Source organism: Treponema sp. Marseille-Q4130 (assembly GCF_014334325.1).
GTDB lineage: Bacteria > Spirochaetota > Spirochaetia > Treponematales > Treponemataceae > Treponema_D.
In genome coordinates, this window is sequence record NZ_JACSET010000014.1 from 22,190 (window position 1) to 44,373 (window position 22,184).

Genomic DNA, 22,184 nt, shown 5'->3' on the forward strand with positions numbered 1-22,184 from the left:
TTATCCCCCGCTCCCGTACGTTTCGACAGGCACCGTAAACGAAACGCGCGTCCCTTTGCCGCGTTCGCTCGTTATCGAAAGCGACACCGACGTATCGTAATACAGATTGAGGCGCTTGTTCACATTGTACAGACCGTATGTGTGCAGGTTTTCCGCAGGAGACGTTTGCAGCAACTCATCGCGGATGATTTTAAGCCGCTCTTCCGTAAATCCTATGCCGTTATCTTCGACGGTAAATCGTATGCGCGTATCGCCGCCGTCCGCTGCCGCAGTTTTTTTTGCCGTTACCGAGATAATCCCCCGCCCTCGTTTATTTTTGATGCCGTGATAGATCGCGTTTTCGACGAGCGGCTGCAAAACCAATTTAAGGACGGGGATGTCGCCGATCCCTTCGTCGGCGTCGAGCGTATAGTCGAGGATGTCGGCATAGCGGATACGCTGGATCGTCAGGTAATTCCGCACGTGATCGAGCTCCTGCGCGATCGTTATCCACTCGTGTCCCTTGCTCAGCGAAATGCGAAAAAAATCCGAAAACGCGCGCGTTATTTTTATGACGGCGTCTTTTTTTTCCGATTCGGCGAGCCAGATAATCGTATCGAATGTATTGTATAAAAAGTGCGGTGTAATCTGCGCCTGCAGCGTTTTCATTTCCGCCTTTTGCAGATTTTGCTGCTCTTTAATATTTTCATCGATGAGGTCGGTTATCTTTCCCGCCATAATGTTAAGGTTGAGCGCAAGGTTGTCGAGCTCTTCTACATAGGGCTTTTCCGCACGCGCGCTCAAGTCTCCGTTCGCGATGCGCGACGACAGTATTTCCATGTCGTGGATCGGACGCCGTATGTTTTCCGATACCGAAGTGAACGCGTACACGGAAATCATAATAATAATTATTATGATGCCGATCTGTATATACATAAGCGTGATCGACGAGTGTTTTAAACTTTCGTTCGTATTCGTCGACGATTCGATTTCCGCAACGATGTAATCCTGCAAAATGTCGTAGATGAGCGATGATACGCCGCGTATTTCATCCATCGTCTTTTCGTTTTCGGCGACCGTTGTGCCCGAGTCGATTTGCCTGCCGAGCATATCGACGTAATTTTCAAGCGTTTTTTCCGCCCGCGAAACGACGACAAGCAGCTGCCGGTTGTCATCGCGTATCGTCGAGCGCGCGATCTCGGCGATGCCCGACCGTATGCGTTCGAGTATGACGTATTGCCGTCCTTCGGCAAAATCGACTTTTCCCGCAACGATGTCCCATATTTCGTCGGAAATTTCGGTTTTGACGATTTGGCTCAGCCTGTTCGCACGACTCACGTTGGTAATGATTTTATCGTATTGCAGCGTGTACATGCGCTGCGCAATTATGGAATAAGCCGTCGGTATGATCATGAGGACGATGATGAAGATATAGGAAAAGCTCAAGTGCTTTTTTATGCTGTTCGTTTTTTGCATGATCGTATATCAATAACCTCGCGGCGGCACATCATCGAGATTGTCGTTTTCAGTAAACACCCGCTCGGGTATATCGGTACGACGCGGAATGGATTTTCCCTCCGCCAAAAGCTTGACGAGTTCCATAACACGCTCACCGCTGTCGGGATTGCATTCGACGACACAGTTGATCTCTCCCGCCTTCAGCCTATCGAGCGCTTCCTGTTCCGCATCGTAGCTTACGACGACGATGTCCTTTCCCGTTCGGATCCCGTGTTCGCGGAGCACATCCAAAAAACCGAGCGTCATCCCGTCGTTGTTGGAGACGATTATATCGATCGGCTTTCCGTCTATTGAAAGGGAGCCGTTCGCCGCTAAAATCGTCTTTGCGATCTCTTTTCCCCGCGACCGGATAAAGTCTCCGCTTTCGCTGTATACGATCGAAAAGCGGTCATCGTCCCCGAGCACTTCCCGAAAACCGCTTGAGCGGCCGTCCGATGCGGATGATCCGTCGGTACCGCGTATTTCGAGGATATTGAAGGGGCCGCTTTTGTTTCTAAATTTACCGAGCAAAAAGCGTGCGGCGGCGCGTCCTTCTTCAACGCTGTCCGTTCCGATGTATCCGGCATAGAGGTCTTCGTTCGATACGGTGAGCTTTCTGTCGCACACGATGACGGGAATTCCCGCGTCTTTCGCTTCGCGCAATACATTGTCCCAGCCGTCCTGCACGATCGGAACGAAAACGATGACATCGACTTGATAAACTATAAACGAACGGATCGCTTTGATTTGATTTTCCTGCTTTTGTTCGGCATTTTCATACAGGAGCCGGATACCTGAGCGTTCGGCGGCAAGGCGCATCGATTTTGTATTGAACGTGCGCCATGCGCTTTCCGCGCCGATCTGCGAAAATCCGAGTATGATACTGCTTTGTGCCCGCTCTTCGTTTGCTTTTTTTGTACAGCCGGAGAGCGCACACAAAAACGCGGCTCCGATACAAAGGCCTATATTACGCATAATACTTTCCGTATAGCGCATTATACACCGTAACGGCTGCAAACACAAACGATGCGGACATACCGAACGCGCCGACGCGCGCATTTACACTTACTGCCGCCTTTGATTTTTCATCATGATAAATACGCTCTGCAGCACGATGAAAAAACAGAGCAGTGCGGACAGCACGATTTTATTCCACCACGACGAAAGCGTTCCGTTGCACCGGATATAGGTTTCGATCGTCGCTTTGATGAGCACGCCGAAAAAGGTTCCGATAACGGTGCCGACGCCGCCGGTAAGCATCGTACCGCCGATAACCGCCGATGCGATGGCATCCATTTCAAAGCCGCGCGCCTGTTCGACGAAACCGCTCGTCGTGTTGAGACAAAAGACGAATCCCGCAAGAGAGGCGAGAAATCCGTTGAGCATATACGCGAGGAATTTCGTTTTGCGCACATTGATACCCATGAGCAGAGCCGACTGTTCGTTGCCGCCGACCGCAAAAAGATTGCGTCCGAATTTCGTATACTTGCAAACGTACCAGATGACGGCCATTGCGGCGAGCGCGATGATAACGCTCGGATGGATAAACGGATACATCTTTACACCGCGTCTGTTTACCGTCGCGCCGATAAGCAGATGGATATCTTTATTCGCGATGGCGAGAAAGGTTCGGTTTTCGGTGATGGCGATTTGGTTGACGCTGATGATCGCCGTCAGCCCGCGGCAAAAAAACATTCCCGCGAGCGTGATGATAAAGGGCTGCAGCTTCATATAGGCGACGAGAAATCCCTGAACCGCTCCGAATACGACACCGAACAGCAGCACGAAAAAAATCGCAGCCCACGCATTCATCCCCATGTTTTGCATGGAATACGCGAGCATCATACACACAAGGCCGACGACCGAACCGATGGAAATATCGATGCCGCCGGTGATCATGATGATCGTCATACCTGAAGCGGCGATTATCAATCCTGCATTGTCGATAAGCATATTGCAAAACGTTTGAAATTTACCGAAACCCGCATCGGCAAAGATGATGCAGCCTGCGATATACATTATGACGAACAGAACGATCGTAACGAAGAGCAAAAAATTGCTGCCGTCGAGTTTTCGTTTGAACAGCTGAGTTTTCATTGTGATGCCTCCATCGTTGCGCTGCGGGCATGTCTGCGCTTCAGCTTATACATCGCACGGATCCGTTTGAACTCCTCCGACTGCAGCGTCACGATGAGAACGACGACGATCGCTTTATATACGGGAAGCTGATCCGCCGAAACGCCCACGGCATAGAGTCCCGTCGTAAGCGCTTGAATCGTAATCGCGCCGATGACGGAACCGGCAAGATTGAATTTACCGCCGCCGAGACTGTTGCCGCCGAGGGCTACCGCGAGGATCGCATCGAGCTCCATGTAGAGTCCGATATTGTTTGCATCGCTCGAATAGATACGGCTCGACGAGATGAGGCCTGCGAGACCCGATGCGAGTCCGCAAAACACATAGCAAAAAAAGATGACGAGCGTCGAATTGATGCCGACGAGCCGACCCGCTTTCGGATTTATGCCGACCGTTTCAATATACATACCGAGCGCGGTTTTTCTGAGCAGCAGCGTCGTCGCGATGACGAAAGCGGCAGCGATAAAAACGGGCGTGGGAATGACGACGCCCGGAATAAAACCTCCGATGTATTTAAACGATTCCATACGCACATAGAGAATTTGACCGGGCACCATGACGCCGTTGATCTCCCGCGCGCTCAACAACTGCGCGATGCCGCGCCCTGCGGTAAACAGGATAAGTGTGGCGATCATCGGTTGTATACGAAGGCGAGCCACGAGAAACCCGTTGAACGCGCCGCACGCGACGCCTGCAATCAGACACATCACCGCCGCGAATGCGAAAGGGACGGCATACGCGTCATAGCTTGAACCGAGCAGGCGGACGCAGACTGCGGCAGCGACCGCTTCGACCGCACCTACGGAGATATCCGTACCGCGCGAAGAAGCGACGGCGAGCGTCATGCCGATCGACAAAATGACCAATTCGCACGCACGGTTTAAGATATCGATCGTATAGCCGTACAGCACACCGTTTTGAATGGATATTTTAAAAAACGACGGCGTGATGATTACGTTTACGCAAAGCATGATGATAAGCGCGGCGACCGGCAGCAGCAGAGGATTGCGCGCTAACGATTGCCGCAGCGATTTATTCGTTGCCATTGTTTTCTCCTCCGGCTATCGCCGCCATAACGTCGTGCTGCGTGAGGTCGTCGTTTTCAAGTTCGCCGACTTTTTTTCCGTCGCGAAGTACACACAGACGGTTCACCGTACGGAGCATTTCGTCGATTTCGGAACTGATAAACATAATAGTCATGCCTTGCCCTGCAAGCTGAACGATAAGTTTTTGAATTTCCGTTTTTGTTCCGACATCGATGCCGCGCGTCGGTTCGTCGAGAATCAAAAAATCCGGATGCGTTATAAGCCATCGCCCGATGATCACTTTTTGCTGATTTCCGCCCGACAGCTGACGAACGAGCGTTTCCGGTGACGGCGTTTTAATATTGAGCGCTTTGATGTACCGTTCGGCAAGTTCGTTTTGCTTCGCCGCCGGCAGCAGTTTGAAAACGCCGGTTTTAGCCTGCAGCGCGATTATTAAATTTTCTCGCACCGACAGATCGGCGATGATGCTTTCATCTTTGCGGTCTTCCGGCAAAAAAGCCATTCCCGCGCGCATGGAGTCGATCGGTTCCGACGCTTTCAGTTTTTCGTTTTTGAAAAACAGCGTACCGGTATCGACTTTGTCCGCACCGTACAGGGTGCGCGCAAGCTCCGAGCGGCCGGAGCCGAGCAATCCCGTCAGCCCGACGACTTCGCCCTGCTTGATTGTGATATCGAACGGCTTTATCGTACCCGTGTGAGAGAGTCCGACCGCACGAACGACTTCCGCTGCGTGATCGGAACGATCGCCGCCCTGCGTATTGCTGCGGATGGACGCGAGCTCGTCGAATTCGTGGCCGAGCATCGTCGCAACGAGTTTGACACGCGGCAGTTCGCCGATAGGAAATTCGCCTTCGAGCTCCCCGTTGCGAAGCACGGTAATTCTGTCGCACACTTCGTATACTTGTTCGAGAAAGTGCGTAACGAACACGATACCCGTTCCCTGCGATTTTAATTTTTTCATAACCGCAAAGAGATTTGCGACTTCACGGTCGTCGAGCGAACTCGTCGGCTCGTCGAGGATGAGCACTTTGCAGTTGAAGTTGACCGCGCGCGCGATGGCGATCATCTGCTGGATCGCGACGGAGTATTTGCCGAGCGCGCGCGTTACATCGATATGCGAAAGTCCGACATTACCGAGAATTTCTTTTGCCGTCTCGTTCATCTTTTTCCAATCGATGGCAAAATGTTTTTTCGGCTGATGGCCGACGAAAATATTTTCGGCAACGGAAAGATTCGGACAAAGATTTACTTCCTGATATACGGTGCTGATGCCGTTTTGCAGCGCTTCTTCGGGCGAACGATTGTCGATCTCTTTACCGTCGAGCAGTATCGTCCCCTCGTCCCGCGTATGTACTCCGGTGAGAACTTTGATAAGCGTACTTTTTCCGGCGCCGTTTTCTCCCATCAGCGCGTGTATTTCTCCGCGGCGCAGCGTGAAATCGACATGCTGAAGCGCTTTTACGCCCGGAAAAGTTATGGAGATATTTTTCATGGAAAGCAAAACGTCGCTTTTCATGGCTCCTCCGCTGTTGCAATAAGGCATCTTGAAAAACTCGCTTTTAGCGATTTTTTCGAGATTTCGACTAATTGAAAATGCCGGAAACGCACGGGTTTCCGGCGTTCCGGCAAATTTATTAATTATCGAGATCAATATTTACGGTTCGGCAATTCTTTTGCAGCATTCGCCTGATCGAATACGCCTTCGACAACGTACTGAATCTTTTCAACCTTTTCACCCTTTTCAAGTTTTTGAATGATTTCGGCGATACGCGGTCCGTGAAGCGGATTGCATTCGACCGCGCAGTTGAGCTCTCCTGCGATCATTTTATTAAACGCTTCGTGAACGGCGTCGAACGAAATGATGATGATGTCTTTGCCCGGGCGTTTGCCGGCGGCTTTGATGGCATCGATTGCACCGAACGCTTCGTTGTCGTTTTCACAGAATACGACGTCGATTTTCGGATATGCTTTTAAGAACGATTCCATCACTTCCTGTCCTTTAGCCTGCGTGAATTCGCCGGATTGTTTTGCAAGCAGATGATATTTGGGATTTTTTGCGAGTCCTTCGGTGATGCCCTGCGTGCGTCCGACTTGCGCGGAAGAACCGATCGTTCCCTGAATGAGGACGACATTCAAATCGTCTTTATCGCGACCGATTTTTTTCAAATATCCGTTGAGCCACGCGACCGCATCGTTTCCTTCTTTGACGAAATTTCCGCCGACCCAGCAGACGTACAAGCTGTTGTCGGAAACTTTCATTTGACGATCGGAAAGCAAAACGGGGATGCCTGCGCGCTTGGCTTCGTTGAGAACCGTTTCCCATCCCGTTTCAACGACGGGAGCGACGACGATGTAATCGACATCCTGTTGGATAAAATTGCGGATCGCTTTGATTTGATTTTCCTGTTTTTGCTGCGCATCGTCGAAGATCAGTTTATAGCCGTTCGCTTTGGTGAACGTGCTTTTAAAAGATTCCGTGTTCGCCGTTCGCCAATCCGATTCGGCGCCGACCTGCGCATAACCGACCGTGATGACACCCTTCGGTCCGGCTGCAAACGCACCGGCCATGCAGATGCTTGCCGCTACGATGCAGCTTATCGTTTTAATCAATTTCATAAAGTTCCTCCTTTTCTATAAGAACCGATGAATCGATTGTACGGCGGTATTTTAAAAAAGTACATAAATAATTTTATCGATTTCGGTTTAAGTTTTTTTGAACGGAAGCCGATATCCGTACGATCGCGGCGGCGCGGCGAGAAAGTTCGTTTTTTTCCGAAATAAGGTAGATAATTTAACGCTCTTACTTCCCCGTCTCCGATTCTTTTTGCAGCCCCTCGTTTGCGGCTTCCGCTTTGTCGAAATCAATCGGCGCAAAAGGCATCGCGAGTGCGTCGGTCGCTTCCTGTGCCGCTTTTTCCGAAGATTTTACGGTACACGATGCGGGAAAAAATGCGAACGCAAGCGCGCAGAGTACGGAAAGCGGCAAAACGATCTTTTTAATAATCATACCGGCCTCCTTTTTCATCATAACACAAGCGTGCAGTGCAATCAATGTACGGACAATTTTTCAAAAGCGACGAAAAAAAACTTATTGCACGTACCGCGTCGTCGATATATAATTGACATATCGAATACAAAAGAGACAGGAGTCTGTATGTTCAATTTTACATATTTTACACCGACGAAAGTCGTTTTCGGAAAAGAGACGGAAAAGCAAATCGGTGCGCTCGTCGCGGAACAAAAATGCAAAAAGGTACTCATCCATTACGGGAGCGGAAGCGTACAAAAATCGGGACTCCTCGACCGCATAAAAAAATCGCTCGATGAAATGCATATCTCATATATCGAACTCGGCGGCGTCGTACCGAACCCTCGCCTTTCGCTCGTATATAAAGGCATCGATCTTGTTAAAAAAGAAAACGTCGATTTTATCCTTGCAGTCGGCGGCGGCAGCGTTATCGATTCGGCAAAAGCAATCGGCTACGGCGTTGCAAACGAAGGCGACGTGTGGGATTTCTATGAACACACTCGCCTGCCGGAAGCGTGTATGCCGATCGGCGTTGTAGTGACGATTGCAGCGGCCGGAAGCGAAATGAGCAACAGTACGGTTATCACCAAAGAAGAAGGGCAGGTAAAGCGCGGCTGCAATACGGATTTTTGTCGTCCGAAATTTGCGATAATGAATCCCGAATTGACGATGACGCTTCCCGATTATCAAACCGCGTGCGGCTGTACCGATATCCTTATGCATACGATGGAGCGCTATTTTACGAACGGCGGCAATATGGAAATCACCGACGGCATCGCCGAAGCGCTTATGCGCACGGTTATGATAAATGCGCGGATACTGCGTGACGAGCCGCAAAATTACGATGCGCGCGCAGAGATCATGTGGGCGGGAAGCCTTTCACACAACGGGCTCACCGGCTGCGGTAACGATCGCGGCGGCGATTGGTCGTCGCACGCGCTCGAACACGAATTGAGCGGTATGTTCGACGTCGCGCACGGCGCAGGACTCGCGGCGATTTGGGGAAGCTGGGCGCGCTACGTGTATAAGGATTGTCTGCCGCGTTTCCATAAGTTTGCAGTCAACGTCATGGGGATTGCGGACGGTAATCCGGAAGAGATCGCACTGCGCGGTATTCAAGCGATGGAAAAATTTTTCCGAAAAATAAAAATGCCGACGAACCTCAAAGAACTCGGCATCAGTCTTTCCGAAGAGCAGATAAAAACGCTCGCGCACAAATGCAGCCTCGCAACGGGCGGCAAGCGCGGTTCTGCAAAAGTGTTATACGAAGCGGATATGTTCGAAATTTATAAAATGGCAAATCAATAGCATAAACCCGCATCAAGTAAATTGTTAGAGCCCTTCATCAGCGCGGCGATATTTTCCTGTACGACGTGCAGCAGCGCGTTCCGTTCGACTTTGTCGGGAAAGTTCCGCCACACGACGTATACCGCTTTCGGCGCGACTTCGGCAAGCGGGCTGCCGACGGGGTTGTGCACGTTGTCGATGATTATATCGTAGCCGCCGCTTTTCGCATCCGCGATTTGATTCGCCGTCACTCCCTCCGCTCCGAATATCGCCGCAACGGTAAACCCCAAATCGGCGGCGAGATAGCGCTGATGCGTGTGGCACAGAACTTTTGCATTCGATTTTCCTCTGCGCTCGATTTCCGCTTTCGCTTCCCGTATTGCGTTTACGTAGAGCGCGAGGCGCGCTTCGTTTTCTTTTTCCGTACCCAGCTTTTCCGCGATTTTTGCTGTTTCGCTCGTCACAGTCGCAATCGAATTGTTGTTCGCAATCCGTATCATCTGCACAGTGCCGACGGAAGTGCCGAGTGTTTTCATCATACGCTCAAAACCGGCGTAGACGAAAAAATCGCTCGCTGCGATTTTTTGAATGTCGCTCACCGTCACTTCGTATTCCGGCGGATGGCGGAGGTTTGCGGGTGCGATCGTTTCGACGCCGTCCGCTCCTGCGATATCGGCAAAGGCGGCCGTCCACGACGTCGACGCAACGACGCGCGGTTTCGTTTCGGACACACTTCGTACAGGAGAGCGCTCTCCGGTTTTTTCATTTGCAAAAAGTACCGCCCCTGCAAATGCGAGCAGTATGAAATTAATAAATTTTTTCATCATGTAAAGTCCTCCAAATATATTCAGACAAAACCGGTTTGCCGTCCCTTAAAATTACACAGGCGGCGTCCAAAAACTTCAGTTTATGGACAGTTTCCTTGATTTAATGCAATTTTTTGCGGGCCGCTTATTTGCAGCTCATCCGCTTGAGTTCTCGCCCATCCATATCGTACAGTGCGATTTCACCCTTTTCGTATACGGCAAATCCCGCAGGTGAGCCGTTTTTCGGAAGGGACGTCGAACCGGGATTGCATACAAGCACGCCTTCTTGCGTTTTATATAAATGCTGTTCGTGGATGTGACCGAACAGTTCGATATCGTTCGGCGAAAGCGGCGGAATTTTGCTTCCGGCGACGACCGCTTCGTCCGACGTTTTTTTCGCCGGAGAATAGATATGTCCGTGCGATGCGAAAATCCTCACACCGTCATCGGCGATGCAGGCGTAATCCGCAGAAATCGGAAAGGCGAGCACCATCTGATCGACTTCGGCGTCGCAGTTTCCGCGGCACGCGATTATCTTATGTGCAAGCGGATTGAGCATTTGCGCGACAAGAGCGGGCGCATAGTTTTCCGGCAGCGGATTTCTCGGTCCGTGATACAGCACGTCGCCGAGTAAAATAATTTTATTGCATTTTAGCGCATGAAAGTGTGCGAGCGCTTTTTCACAAGCCGCGGCGCTTCCGTGAATATCGGACATGATAAAGTATTTCATAATACGAATCATAACGCGCTTAGCGTCTTTTGACAATGTTTTGAAAATATCTCATTCGGGACAACAACATCGGAAATCATATTTCCCGTCCCGCATCAGCGCGGACGGCTGCGTTTTTTGCAGTTCGTACAATATGACCGATGCCGCCTGCGCGACGTTTAAACTCTGTATCGCAGGTTCGGCTCCTTCGGCAAACCCTGCAAAGGGAATAATGACGCACTCATCGCAGTTTTTACGCACGTCGTCGGAGATGCCGTCTTCTTCGTTGCCGAGCACGATGAGCAGAGGTTTTACGCCGCACATACCGGCGATTTCCGCAAGCGTTTTTTTTGCACGCAAATCGGTGCCGATCCGCATCATGCGTCCGCGTACCGCTTCCATAAAACGCGCGATGGAATTCGCCGAATAGATATCGACGAATTCCATGCCTCCCTGGGCGATGCGGTAACTGCTCGTCGTAATGGCCGACTGCGATTCATCTGCAGGGATGACGATGTTTTTCATACCGAAAAAAGCTGCGCTCCTGACGATTGCGCCGAAATTATTCGCGTTGCCGATACGGTCGAGCACGAGCACGTTTTCGCCGTTTGCGATCCACTCGTCCGAGACGTCGGAATCGAGCGGTATGATTTTCGGCATAAAGATCATCGCGACGACGCCCTGATGATGCACGGTTCCGGAAAGTTTTTCCAAATCGGCCGACTCGACCAAATTGTATATGCCGCGATTTTCCGCAAGCTTTTTACATAAGCCTCCGAAAAACGGCGCGGTTTCTTTTGTAAAATACAATCGGCGGATTTTTTTCCAATCTTTTTTTTCGAGCTTTTTTACGGCGGAAAGTCCGCACACCGCGAGTTCGTCGTTTTGTTTATTGCGCATGAATTTATTGTAGCCGATTGCGCTCCATGTGACAACGGATCTTTATTTGGATCTTTATTCGTGCGGAGGGTTTAATACCCCGGCACTCTGCGTCGGGGTTGTTGATTCAGCTTAAATGTCGAGATCGAAAGTCCCGACATTTATGTTGTCAATTTTCAAACGGATTTTCATCGCAGTACAACTGCCCGGCAGGCTTGTTGTATGAAATGTCCTGCACGCCCAGATAACTGAATACGGTGAACAGCGCTTTGCCCGCGTGTCCGAAGGCTACCGCTCCGTGATGCGGGTACCGTTTTGAAATGAGCACGTGACGGTAAAATCTGCCCATTTCGGGGATCGCAAACACGCCGATGCCGCCGAAGGAACGCGTCGCGACGGGAAGCACTTCGCCCTGCGCGATGTACGCGTGCAGCGTCGTGTCCGCAGCACTCTGCAACCGGAAAAACGTAATATCGCCGGAATCGATGTCGCCTTCGAGCGTGCCCCGCGTAAAGTCGGGCTCACTGCCGGACGGTTCGAGCAGACGGTGCTGAATGAGCTGGTATTTGACGGCGGGTTTGCTTTTCGGATTCAAACGACAGAACGGCGTATTGCCGCAGTGAAATCCCATAAACACGTCCGTCGCTTTGTAGGCGTAGGGGAATTTCCCTTTGATATCGTTTTCGTACATATCGGCCGGCACGGAATTGTTGATATCGAGCAGCGTAACCGGAGCGCCCGTCACACAGGTACCGATATATTCGCTGAGCGCGCCGTAGATATCGACTTCGCACGCGACCGGAATGCCGCGCGTCGCAAGACGACTGTTTACATAACAGGGTTCAAAACCGAATTCTTTCGGAAACGCCGGCCAGCACTTGTTTGCGAACGCGACGTATTTTTTCGCACCCTTGTTCGCTTCCGCCCAATCGAGCAGCGTGAGTTCAAACTGCGCCATACGCGGGAGCAGATCGGGAAATCGATTGCCTTCCGTACCGAGTTCGCGTTCCATATCTTTTACGACTTCGGGAATGCGGCTGTCGTCTTTGTGCGCGCGGTACGACACGAGCAGGTCGAGCTCCGAGTTTTCCTGGATTTCGACGCCGATATCGTACAACCCTTTGATCGGCGCATTGCATGCGAAAAAATCCTGAGGGCGAGGACCGAACGTAATGATTTTCAAATTTGCGATACCGATGCACGCACGTGCGACCGGAATAAAATCGTGCAACATCTTTGCAATGTCACAGGCGGTTCCGACCGGATATTCGGGAATGACAGCATCGAGTTTTCGCAGTCCGAGATTGTACGAACAGTTGAGCATACCGCAGTACGCGTCTCCTCTTCCGTCGATTAAATCACCCGAGCGCTCTTCCGCCGCAGCGGCGTACATCACGGGGCCGTCGAATTCTTTTGCGATGAGCGTTTCAGGCGTTTCGGGTCCGAAGTTTCCGAGAAATACACAGAGCGCGTTGCAGCCCGCCTGTTTTACTTCGTCGACGGCTTTCAACATATCGGCCTCGTTTTCGACCGTCGTCTTCGCTTCGTAAATCGTACCGTACTGCGAAAAGGATTCCACGATCGCTTTGCGCCTCCGCTCCGAAAGCGAGATGACAAAACAGTCGCGGCTGACCGCGATGATCCCGAGTTTTACTTCGGGGACGTTTGTGATTTTTTCCATAGCTGTGTTCTCCTGTTTACGGAATGGATATATATTATTGTATTATACTCTCTGCTCACGCAGCCTATTCCATACGCCAGTTTGATTCGTGTCGGGGTTCAATACCTCACGCTCTGCTGCGAATTGATCGACTGTTTACCGCTATTTCGATTTTATCATCGTTTATAGTTTTCGGACAACCCCTTTTTTTCTCTGCAAAGTCGTGGCGCGCCTCCTCGTCCGCTTGTTTTTATTTGTGCGGATGGTTTAATAATCCCGTGCTCTGATTCGGGGTCTTGATTCGGGACGAAACTTTTTTGCGATCCGCCCTTCCGCCGCTTGCTCACGCGCGGCGTCCTCGCTCCGCTGCGGTCGCTGCCTTCGGCACGGCTCCACGGCGGCGTAGGCGTATCGTATTGCGAACGTCTATCGGCACGCGATATAATCGAAAACGATGAAGCGGAATTATCAATCGGAACTCGACGGCATCCTCGACCGCATTACAATAAGACCGACAGCGGAAGCGCCTGCGGTAAAACCTTCGCTCCTTCTTCACGCATGCTGCGCCCCGTGTTCGTCTTACGTCATCGAATACCTCGCATCGTATTTCGATATTTCGATTTATTATTACAATCCGAATATCCATCCCCGACAAGAATACGAACGGCGTCTGCACGAACTCGAATCCTTTTTACCGCGTTTTCCCCCGGCGCTCGAAAACCGCGTTCGGCTCATACGTGCGAATTATGACGTGCGCGAATTCGAAGACGCAGTGCGCATAACGGAAAATCCCGAACTTGCATCCGAAGCCGAACGCGGAGAGCGGTGCAGACGATGCTACGAACTGCGTATAAAACACGCATACGAATACGCAAGAGAACATTCTTTCGATTGGTTTACGACAACGCTTTCGATCAGTCCGTTTAAAGACGCCGATAAAATCAACGACATCGGTGAAAAACTGGAAGCGTCCGGCGGACCCCGTTTCCTCACTGGCGATTTTAAAAAGCGAAACGGTTTTAAGCGCAGCCTCGAAATCAGCAAAGAATACGGCATGTATCGGCAGGAATACTGCGGCTGTAAATATTCACTCGTTAAAATGCAACAACTGAACAAAGTATGAACTTTGGAAGTTGTTGCATTCGTGCGCGCGCCGCGCTTGCAAAAATTATTTTTAAACGCTTTTGACTTAAAGTTCACTTTAACTTGTAGAGTAAGCGTATTACGACCGAAACAGACAGGAGAACACAATGAAATACACGATAAGTGAAGCTGCGGAATATCTGCACACGACGCCGTCCGCTCTGCGGTACTACGAAAAAGCGGGGATTTTACCTTTTGTAAAACGCACGAAGGGCGGCAAACGCGTATTCGACGAAAGCGATTTTGAATGGCTTGCGATTATCAATTGCTTAAAAAAAACGGGATTATCGATAAAACAGATACGCAATTTCGTTTTGCTCGTACGGCAAGGCGATAAAACCATTTTGAAACGCAAAGAACTCTTTTATCGTCAACGGGAAGAAGTCGAAAACCGCATCGTCGATTTGAAAAAAAATCTTGCGCTTTTGGAGTACAAGTGCTGGTTTTATGAAACGGCTGAAAAAGCGGGTACGCTCGATGCGCTTTCGCAGCTGCGGCGGGAAGACCTTCCGCCGCGTTTCCGCTCCCTTCATAAAAAACTGAAAGACGGTCGTTTATAGCGATAAGCGCGGCACGCGTCAATCTTCAGACCGGAAATGTTCAGATCGTAAATCGCGATCGTTTTTTTCACGGAATTTATAAAAGCATCGGATGAACATCGCATTTTCAAAGGTATCTGTAAAAATTTCAGTTTTTAGCGGCTCTCAATTATCATCTGCAACTTCGTTTGAATGATTTCTTAGCTTCTGCTTTCAAAAGTTTACATTTATGCCGAATATAATTTTTTGTTATATTTATGTAATTTATTATAATACAAAAATTTAGACAGTGAAAAAATTATTTGACAGATCGAAATTCTCGTGCTAGCATTCCATTAACGAAAGAAATCGAAAGTAATCGGAAAAAACTGAAACCATGCTGTACGAAGAAAGACTTACAAAGATCGTCGACTTTGTAAACAAAAAGAAATCCGCATCCGTTTCCGAAATCAAAGATTTGGTACAGGTGTCCGAAGTGACGGTGCGCAAAGAACTCGCAGCCCTCGACAAAAAAGGCGTGATCAGACGGACGCGCGGCGGCGCGGTGAGTCTTTCTTCGCTCGTTCTCGAGTATACGGAAATCGAAAAGGAGCAGCTCAACAGCGCACAAAAACGCGCGATCGCGGAGCGCGCATACGAGATGATTCAGGATTCGCAGACTGTGTTTTTGGACGCGGGTTCTACGACGTTTGAACTTGCGCGCTGTATTTGCCGGGGTACGAGGCGCGGCATCATCGTCGTGACGAATTCATTTAAAATTATCAACGAACTGCTGCGCCGTCCCGACATCGAACTCGTGTTCGCCGGCGGCTGCGTGCGCAACAAAATGATGTCGTGCGTCGGCTCCATTACGGAAGATATCATCACATCGCTGTGCTACGATATTTCGTTTATCGGAGCGAACGCGGTGAGCATCGAAGACGGAATTTCGACGCCGAATTTATTCGAAGCGACGATTAAAAAAAAGATGGTCGATTCCGCCGAACGGGCCATTTTGCTGTGCGATTCGTCGAAATTCGATTCCACGTCGATGGCGAAAATTTGTCCGCTCGGCAGATTCGAATTGCTGATCACCGACGACGGAATTTCCTCATCGTTTGCAAAACGATGCAAAGCGATCGGTTTGGACGTCGTCGTTGTCGAAACGGGGAAACATGAATAAGCTTATCAATAAGCCGGAAGATATGATTTCGGAAATGCTCGACGGATATCTCGCCGTGTATCCGGGTTTGTACGAAAAGATACCCGACAATTCCGGACGCTATTTGGGATTGACCGTAAAAGAGCGCAAAGATAAAGTTTCCGTCGTCACGGGCGGCGGCAGCGGCAACGAACCGTGGATCATCGGCTACGTCGGACCGGGTCTTGCGGACGGTGCGGCGCTCGGTCAAGTGTATACGGCTCCCGCGGCAAATGCGGTTTTGGCGGTGTCGCGCTGCGTGCCGAATGCGAAAGGTATCGTGTACGTTGCGACGAATCACGCGGGCGACGTGCTCAATTTCGAACTCGTCCGCGAACTTGCCGGCATGGAGGGCATCGATGCGAAGTGCGTGTTCGTCTGCGACGACGTGACGACGGCTCCTAAAGAAAAGCGGGATGAAAGGCGCGGCGTTGCCGGAGTCGCGTTTGCGATAAAGATCGCGGGTGCGGCTTCCGAAAGCGGCGCGCCGCTCGACGATGTGTATCGCCTCACCGAAAAAGCGGTACGCAATCTATCGACCTGCAGTTTAACGACGTCCCCGGGCTATATGCCTTCGACCGGCAAAGCGATGTGCGATTTGCCCGACGGAGAAGTCGCGTACGGCATGGGATTCAACGGGGAATCTCCCGTGCTGCAGACGCCGCTTCCGACGGCCGACGAAGCCGCTCGTACGCTGATGTCGTACCTTACGGGTGAAATCGAAGCCGGCGATGAAGTTGCGGTGATGGTCAACGGTTTCGGTTTTACGTCGCGCCTTGAATTGTGCATTGCGGCGCGGGCGATCAAGCGGCTTTTGGACGAGCACGGCGTGCGCGTATACGATATGTTCATCGACGAATTGTTTTGCCCGCAAGGGACGGGCGGTTTTTCGGTGAGTATTTTAAAACTCGACGACGAGTTGAAAGCGCTGTATGCGATGCCTGCCTGTTCGCCGTTTTATAAAGCATTTGCACGGAGCCGGTAATATGAAAAACGATTTGAACGCGGCCGATCTCAAAAAGATGTTCCTCTTTACGGCGCAAAAGATCGTGGACAGCGAACCGTATTTGACGGAAATCGATTCGGTCATCGGCGACGGCGATCACGGCACGGGCATGGCGCTCGGTTTTTCGTACGTCATCAAAGAGCTGCCGCAAAAAAAATGCGAGAGCGCGGAAGACGTCGTTTCCTCCGTCGGTTTGATTTTGATCGATACGATGGGCGGCGCGTCGGGCGTGTTGTTCGGCACGATGTTCATCAGCGGGATTGTCGATCGCGAAAAACACGAAACGCTCGATCTCTGTGGTTTTGCAGAAATTTTCAGAAAGTCGCTCGACGCGCTCAAAAAGCGAGGCAAAGCGAAGGTCGGCGACAAAACGATGATCGATGCGTTCGAACCCGCCGTCTGCGGATTGGAAGAGGCGGCGGCAAAACGGCGGAGCCTCGCCGACGGATTTGCGCTTGCGGCGCAAAAAGCGGAAGCGGGTGCCGAATACACGAAAACCGTTCGAGCGAAATTCGGCCGCGCAAAATATTACGGCGACAAATCGATAGGCTTACAGGATCCGGGCGCCGTGTCCGTTCGGATAATTTTTCAAGCGATGAGCGAGTGGATACAAAACTATGCAGCATAAACCGATTATCACAGTTACCTTAAATCCGTGCTACGACAGAACGGTGAACATCGCACGATTCGAATACGGCGGAACGAATGCGGTGCTGTCCGTTCAGCGGGATACGTCGGGCAAGGGAATCAACGTGAGTACCGTCTTAAATCACTTGGGCTACGATACTGTATGCATGGGACTCATGTATTCGAAAGGCAAAGACGATTTTAATAAATTTTTTGCCGACGAAAAACTCCGAAGCGATTTTGTCGAAGTGCCGGGCAGCGTTCGGGAAAACATAAAGATATTCGACGAAAGTGCAAAAACGATGACCGAGTTCAACGAAAAAGGAAGCGTCGCCGCCGAAGAAACCGTGCGGGCGGTTATGAAAAAAATCGAAAGCGCCGTTGCGTCGTCATCCCTTGTCGTGCTGAGCGGCAGCGTTCCGCCGGGCTTTCCGAAAACGATATACGCGGAGCTTATACGAAAGTGCGGCGATGCGGGAGTGCGCGTTATCCTCGATGCGTCGAAAGAATTTTTGCTCGAAGGGATACGCGAAAAACCCTTTTTAATAAAACCGAATATCGACGAATTGCAGACTATCGTGGCAAAAAAAATCGAAAGCGAAGACGAGGTCATCGCCGAAGCGAAAAAGATAAGCGAAGCGGGTATAGCCTATGTGTGCGTTTCACTCGGAAAAGAGGGCTGCATCCTCGTGAGCGGAAATCGCGCGTTTAAAGCTCCTGCAATGGATATCGAAGAGGCGGGGATCCAAGGCGCGGGCGACTCCCTTGTAGCGGGGCTGTGTGCGGCGATCACGGACGGAGCCGCCGAAGAGGACTATCTCCGTTATGCGACGGCTGCTGCGAGCGCTTCGATCATGCTGCCGGGTACGCAGTTGTGTTTGAAAAAAGATTTCGACGAGCTGTTTCCGCGCGCAGCGGTACAGCGGCTTTGATGAACGGTGATAAATCGGCAGCGGTGCCGAATTTATAGGCGGATAACGTATGTTATCCCCAGATTATTTTCAGGAGGAAAGAATATGAAAAACGCAGTAAAAGTTTTTTTTGTTCTTTTAGGATTAACCCTTGCCTCTTCCTCTGTCTTTGCATCAGGCGGCAGCGATAAGCAAAAGGTAGGGTTTATCGTCGGTTCTCGCCAGCACGTTTTTTATACCCTGATCGAAAAAGGTATAAAAGCCGAAGCTCAGGCGCAGGGTATCAATGCGATCGTCCTCGACGGCGAATTGGACGGAAACGTTACGTCGGATCACATCAACAATCTCGTCGCCGAAGGCTGCAAAGCGATCGCGCTTTCGTGCAACGATCCGGGCGGAACGACACCGGCGATGGAAGCGGCCGATAAAGACGGGGTGCCGGTATTTACGTTCGACTGTACGAGCCGGACGACGAAAGTCATCAAATGTTTTGTCGGTACCGACAACGTTGAAGGCGGACGGCTCGGCGGCAAAGAAACGGTGCGCCTTGCGAACAAGGGCGATAAAGTCGGCCTTATCAATTTCGACGAACCGCAGTCGTGCATCGATCGGCGAAAGGGCTGGGAAGAAATCGTCAAAGCTTCTGATAAAAATCTTAAGATCGTTGAAATCGGAAATTACGCCGGCGATGCGTCGAAAGCGGAACAGCTGATGACGGACGCTTTGACGGCGAATCCCGATTTGGCGGTCGTGTTCTGCGTCGGCGATCCTGCCGCTGCGGGCGCGCTTGCCGCAATCAAAGTCGCCGGTGCTTCGACGAAGATCATCGGGTTCGACGGAAATCCCGAAGCGAAAGACGCGATCCGCGATGCGACCAACGGAAAATTCTGGGTGTCTGAAATTGCGCAAAATCCCGAAAAAATCGGTTCCGAAATAACGAAACAGATTACGAAGTATTTGACGACCGGCAAAGTCGATCAGCCGGTTATCATGATCGCTCCGTATATCATTACCAAAGAAAATGTCGGTAAATAAGGGAACGTGTGCGTTCTCGCATATCATAACCGTATAGCGGAATATTGATTTTTTTGCAAAGCCGGGCGGATGCGTTCCGTCCGGCTTGTAAGGAAGAGGATAAAAAGCGGTGTCTGAAACAGCGCCGCTGCTTTTTATAGGGGAAAATGTATGGCGCCTTTTTTACAGGTAAAAAACATTTCGAAAGAATTTGCCGGTGTTAAAGCCCTGACCGATATTTCGATCGATTTTAATAAAGGCGAAGTTCACGCGCTGCTCGGCGAAAACGGAGCGGGAAAATCGACACTGATAAAGATAATTTCCGGCGTATACGCGCCGACCTCCGGTTCCGTTTTGCTCGACGGCAAAGCGTGCCGCTTTCACAATCCGCGCCAAGCGCTCGATCGGGGCATCGTCGTCATACATCAGGAGCTGAGCATCGCAAACGATTTAACCGTCGCCGAAAATATCTATCTCGGCTGCGAACCGCGGATACAAAACGGTTTTTTTCTCGACAGAAAAAAAATGGAAGCCGATGCGCAAGCCATCCTCGATTTTATGGAAGTCGATATCCGCTCGACGGCAGTCGCTCGGCATTTGACCGCCGCACAGCAGCAGATGGTCGAAATAGCAAAGGTCATTTCAAAAAATGCACAAGTCGTCATCATGGATGAACCGACTTCATCGCTTTCCGAACACGAAATCAACGCGCTGTTTAAGCAGATACGGATTCTGCAAAAAAACAATATCGCGATCATATATATAACGCACCGGCTGAAAGAGCTGTTTGAAATCGCCGACCGCGTAACTGTCCTGCGCGACGGCTGCAAAGTTAACACGTTTTCGATGAAAGACGTCGATGAAAAAACGCTCGTGACGAGTATGGTCGGGCGCGAAATGAAAGATTACTACAACCGGCAAAAGCATACGCCGGGAAAAGAACTTTTGCGGATCGAACACTTGTCGCGCGACGGAGAGTTTTCCGATATTTCGTTTGCCGTGCATGCCGGAGAGATACTCGGCATTTCGGGGCTTATCGGCGCGGGGCGTACTGAAGTGATGGAAACGATTTTCGGCGCGCGAAAACCCGCATCGGGGAAAATATTCGTCGAAGGAAAAGAGTGCGCATTTAGTTCGCCGAAACAGGCGATCGATGCGAAGATCGGCATGGTTACCGAAGACCGCCGCAGGACGGGTTTGATGCTCAACGCGATGATAAAGGACAACACGGTGCTGCCGAGTTTACCCGCGCACCACAAAAAATTCGGCATCCTCGACTTAAAGTGGGAAACGGAATCGAGCAAAAAATACGTCGACAAACTTGCGGTCAAAACACCCGGCATTTATACGGTCATATCGACGCTCTCCGGCGGCAATCAGCAAAAAGTCATTTTAGCAAAATGGCTGCTTGCCAATTCGAAAATTCTTATTCTCGACGAACCGACGCGCGGCATCGACGTAAACGCGAAGTCGGAATTCTACGGCTTGATGAACGAATTCGTTGCGCAGGGCGGCGCGATCATCATGGTTTCTTCAGAGCTGCCGGAGATCATCGGCATCAGCGACAGAATTTTGGTGATGTGCGAGGGGCATGTGAGCGGCGAACTCGATTATACGGAAGCGACGGAAGAAAAGATCATGGCTTTTGCGAGCGTAAAAGGCGGTATGCAAACCGCATAAAAAATTGTGCGGCATGAAAAGTCGTACGGATCGGCTGCAATACAAAGTTTTTAATAAGGGGCAAAAGATGGATAAGGTCAAAGTGCAATCGTGGATAAAAAAGAATATCGTTTTTATATTTTTGATTTTTATGTGTACGGTGTTCGGTCTGTTGAATAAAACGTTTTTGACGTCGAAAAACATATTTAACTTAACGTCGCAGATGTCCATCAACGCGCTGCTTGCGACGGGTCTAACCTATGTCATCATTTTAGGCGGTATCGATATTTCCGTCGGTTCCGTCGCCGCTCTCGCCGGCGTATGCGCTGCGATGATAGGTTTGCGGATTCCGAACTTGAACACCGCTTCGGGCGTCATCGTTCTGCTCGGTTCGGCGATCGTTATCGGCGGTGTTTGCGGCACATTCAACGGCATCATGATAACGAGATTCAAAGTCGTGCCGATGATCGCAACCCTTGCGATGATGACGATTGCGCGCGGTATTACATACATCATCACCGGAGGAGTCGCTGTGTTCGGTTTGCCAGCGTCTTTTTCGTGGCTCGGTGCAGGGCGGCTGTTTAAATCGGTCGGCAACCCGAACGGCATCATCCCCATCGTTTCGATCTTTACGATTGTCGTAGTCGTCATCTTTCACTTGCTGTTGTCGAAAACCGTTTTCGGCCGCCACGTCTATGCCGTCGGCTCGAATGTGAACGTCGCGCATTTGAGCGGCATCAATATCGCGCGGGTAACGCTGACAGGCTATATCCTGTGTTCCGTTACGGCGGCGCTCGGCGGTGTACTCGTCGCCTCCAAACTGCAAAACGGTCAACCGGCCGCGTGCGAAGGCTACGAAATGTATGCGATCGCATCGACCGTGTTGGGCGGTACGAGTCTAACCGGAGGCAGCGGTTCCGTCGGACGCGCCATGTTCGGAGTTGCCATCATCGCCGTCATCAACAACGGCATGAACCTCTTGCACATTTCGTCGTATTGGCAAAAAGTCGTTATCGGCTCGATCATCCTGCTCGCCGTCATCCTCGATATGGCGCAGAAGAAAAAGAACGCGTAAGCT

21 protein-coding genes are annotated in these 22,184 nt (G+C 50.8%); 10 read left to right on the forward strand and 11 right to left on the reverse strand.

Going from position 1 to position 22,184, the window contains the following annotated elements:
- The 7 genes from H9I36_RS11935 to H9I36_RS11965 form a co-directional block, all read right to left on the reverse strand.
- The gene (locus H9I36_RS11935; protein WP_187385575.1) at positions 1 to 1,455 is read right to left on the reverse strand and encodes a sensor histidine kinase; all 1,455 of its coding nucleotides are present in this window, start codon (positions 1,453 to 1,455) and stop codon (positions 1 to 3) included.
- A 9-nt stretch (positions 1,456 to 1,464) separates the two neighbouring features.
- Complete coding sequence (locus H9I36_RS11940; RefSeq protein WP_239447029.1) at positions 1,465 to 2,451, reverse strand: ABC transporter substrate-binding protein; 987 nt, start codon at positions 2,449 to 2,451, stop codon at positions 1,465 to 1,467.
- Between the two features lie 90 nt (positions 2,452 to 2,541).
- On the reverse strand, positions 2,542 to 3,573 hold the full coding sequence (locus H9I36_RS11945; protein ID WP_187385577.1) for an ABC transporter permease subunit: 1,032 nt from the start codon (positions 3,571 to 3,573) through the stop codon (positions 2,542 to 2,544).
- Positions 3,570 to 4,658 (reverse strand): ABC transporter permease, encoded by a 1,089-nt coding sequence (locus H9I36_RS11950; protein ID WP_187385578.1) that lies wholly within the window; start codon positions 4,656 to 4,658, stop codon positions 3,570 to 3,572. Before H9I36_RS11950 ends, H9I36_RS11945 begins: the two co-directional genes overlap by 4 nt.
- Positions 4,645 to 6,174 carry a sugar ABC transporter ATP-binding protein gene (locus H9I36_RS11955; protein WP_187385579.1) on the reverse strand — a complete coding sequence of 510 codons (1,530 nt, stop codon included), beginning with the start codon at positions 6,172 to 6,174 and terminating at the stop codon, positions 4,645 to 4,647. The genes H9I36_RS11950 and H9I36_RS11955 overlap by 14 nt, the downstream gene beginning before the upstream one ends.
- A 131-nt stretch (positions 6,175 to 6,305) precedes the next feature.
- Complete coding sequence (locus tag H9I36_RS11960) at positions 6,306 to 7,274, reverse strand: ABC transporter substrate-binding protein (protein WP_187385580.1); 969 nt, start codon at positions 7,272 to 7,274, stop codon at positions 6,306 to 6,308.
- A 184-nt stretch (positions 7,275 to 7,458) separates the two neighbouring features.
- Entirely contained in the window at positions 7,459 to 7,665 is a 207-nt protein-coding gene (locus tag H9I36_RS11965) for a hypothetical protein (protein ID WP_187385581.1), read from the reverse strand.
- Positions 7,666 to 7,812: 147 nt separating this feature from the next.
- On the opposite strand from H9I36_RS11965, the gene H9I36_RS11970 reads away from it, so the two are divergent.
- On the forward strand, positions 7,813 to 8,994 hold the full coding sequence (locus H9I36_RS11970) for an iron-containing alcohol dehydrogenase (protein WP_187385582.1): 1,182 nt from the start codon (positions 7,813 to 7,815) through the stop codon (positions 8,992 to 8,994).
- Here H9I36_RS11970 and H9I36_RS11975 read toward each other — a convergent pair.
- The 4 genes from H9I36_RS11975 to H9I36_RS11990 form a co-directional block, all read right to left on the reverse strand.
- Positions 8,988 to 9,800 (reverse strand): metal ABC transporter substrate-binding protein, encoded by an 813-nt coding sequence (locus H9I36_RS11975; RefSeq protein WP_255422749.1) that lies wholly within the window; start codon positions 9,798 to 9,800, stop codon positions 8,988 to 8,990. The two genes, H9I36_RS11970 and H9I36_RS11975, sit on opposite strands and share 7 nt — an antisense overlap.
- Positions 9,801 to 9,924: 124 nt before the next feature.
- Entirely contained in the window at positions 9,925 to 10,509 is a 585-nt protein-coding gene (yfcE, locus tag H9I36_RS11980) for a phosphodiesterase (RefSeq protein WP_187385583.1), read from the reverse strand.
- 51 nt (positions 10,510 to 10,560) lie between these two features.
- Complete coding sequence (locus H9I36_RS11985; protein WP_187385584.1) at positions 10,561 to 11,388, reverse strand: TrmH family RNA methyltransferase; 828 nt, start codon at positions 11,386 to 11,388, stop codon at positions 10,561 to 10,563.
- A gap of 148 nt (positions 11,389 to 11,536) precedes the next feature.
- Positions 11,537 to 13,048 carry an L-fucose/L-arabinose isomerase family protein gene (locus tag H9I36_RS11990; RefSeq protein WP_187385585.1) on the reverse strand — a complete coding sequence of 504 codons (1,512 nt, stop codon included), beginning with the start codon at positions 13,046 to 13,048 and terminating at the stop codon, positions 11,537 to 11,539.
- A gap of 433 nt (positions 13,049 to 13,481) precedes the next feature.
- Between H9I36_RS11990 and H9I36_RS11995 the strand changes: the two genes are divergently transcribed.
- The 9 genes from H9I36_RS11995 (at position 13,482) to H9I36_RS12035 (ending at position 22,181) form a co-directional block, all read left to right on the forward strand.
- A complete protein-coding gene (locus H9I36_RS11995; RefSeq protein ID WP_187385586.1) occupies positions 13,482 to 14,150 on the forward strand; it encodes an epoxyqueuosine reductase QueH in 669 nt (222 codons plus the stop codon).
- A 127-nt stretch (positions 14,151 to 14,277) separates the two neighbouring features.
- Positions 14,278 to 14,730, forward strand: a complete 453-nt coding sequence (locus tag H9I36_RS12000) for a MerR family transcriptional regulator (protein WP_187385587.1) — start codon at positions 14,278 to 14,280, stop codon at positions 14,728 to 14,730.
- Between the two features lie 355 nt (positions 14,731 to 15,085).
- Positions 15,086 to 15,871, forward strand: a complete 786-nt coding sequence (locus H9I36_RS12005) for a DeoR/GlpR family DNA-binding transcription regulator (RefSeq protein ID WP_187385588.1) — start codon at positions 15,086 to 15,088, stop codon at positions 15,869 to 15,871.
- Positions 15,864 to 16,874 carry a dihydroxyacetone kinase subunit DhaK gene (locus H9I36_RS12010; protein WP_187385589.1) on the forward strand — a complete coding sequence of 337 codons (1,011 nt, stop codon included), beginning with the start codon at positions 15,864 to 15,866 and terminating at the stop codon, positions 16,872 to 16,874. Before H9I36_RS12005 ends, H9I36_RS12010 begins: the two co-directional genes overlap by 8 nt.
- Before the next feature lies 1 nt (position 16,875).
- On the forward strand, positions 16,876 to 17,523 hold the full coding sequence (gene dhaL, locus H9I36_RS12015) for a dihydroxyacetone kinase subunit DhaL (RefSeq protein WP_021495672.1): 648 nt from the start codon (positions 16,876 to 16,878) through the stop codon (positions 17,521 to 17,523).
- A complete protein-coding gene (pfkB, locus tag H9I36_RS12020; protein ID WP_187385590.1) occupies positions 17,513 to 18,454 on the forward strand; it encodes a 1-phosphofructokinase in 942 nt (313 codons plus the stop codon). The genes dhaL and pfkB overlap by 11 nt, the downstream gene beginning before the upstream one ends.
- Before the next feature lie 84 nt (positions 18,455 to 18,538).
- Positions 18,539 to 19,468, forward strand: coding sequence for a substrate-binding domain-containing protein (locus tag H9I36_RS12025; RefSeq protein ID WP_187385591.1), 930 nt, complete (start codon positions 18,539 to 18,541; stop codon positions 19,466 to 19,468).
- A 150-nt stretch (positions 19,469 to 19,618) separates the two neighbouring features.
- Positions 19,619 to 21,127 carry a sugar ABC transporter ATP-binding protein gene (locus H9I36_RS12030; RefSeq protein WP_187385592.1) on the forward strand — a complete coding sequence of 503 codons (1,509 nt, stop codon included), beginning with the start codon at positions 19,619 to 19,621 and terminating at the stop codon, positions 21,125 to 21,127.
- Positions 21,128 to 21,194: 67 nt separating this feature from the next.
- A complete protein-coding gene (locus H9I36_RS12035) occupies positions 21,195 to 22,181 on the forward strand; it encodes an ABC transporter permease (protein WP_038081902.1) in 987 nt (328 codons plus the stop codon).
- Positions 22,182 to 22,184: the final 3 nt, after the last annotated feature.